Raw genomic sequence first — 515 nt, forward strand, 5'->3', positions numbered from 1 at the left:
ACCAATACCGTTCAAGCTTCTGCCGATTTAACCGTTAACCCAATCAATGACCTGCCAGTTCCTCAAGATCAGCAATTCAGTGTTGAAGAAGACGGTACTTTACTGTTCACAGACGCGGATCTGCTTACAGGCGCAACAGACATTGAAGGTGACAACCTAACGGTTGAAGGTGTGACCTACGACGGTGGTGACGGTATCTTGACCGACAACGGTAATGGTACGTACACCTTCGCTCCTAATGAAAACTTTAATGGCGACGTAAACTTCGGTTTCGATGTCTCAGACGGCACCGATACGGTATCAGCTAACATTGATGTGAGCGTTACGGCAGTTGATGATGCGCCTGTATCGGGTGACCTCGCGTACTCAATCGATGAAGATGGTTCTATCCGTCTAAGCCAAGAGCAATTACTTTCTCAAGCGTCTGACGTAGAAGGCGATGACCTGACAGCTAGCGACCTTACGGTTGGCGGTGATGCGACGGTTGTAGCCAACGATGACGGCAGCTTCACGAT

At 49.3% G+C, this 515-nt stretch carries 1 protein-coding gene; it reads left to right on the top strand.

The window, feature by feature from the left end:
- A partial coding sequence (locus AB4167_RS10170; protein WP_372136485.1) for a cadherin-like domain-containing protein occupies positions 1 to 515 on the top strand: 515 nt, incomplete at both ends.

The organism is Vibrio sp. 10N.286.49.E11 (assembly GCF_041469505.1).
In the GTDB taxonomy this organism is placed as follows: Bacteria; Pseudomonadota; Gammaproteobacteria; order Enterobacterales; family Vibrionaceae; genus Vibrio; species Vibrio crassostreae_C.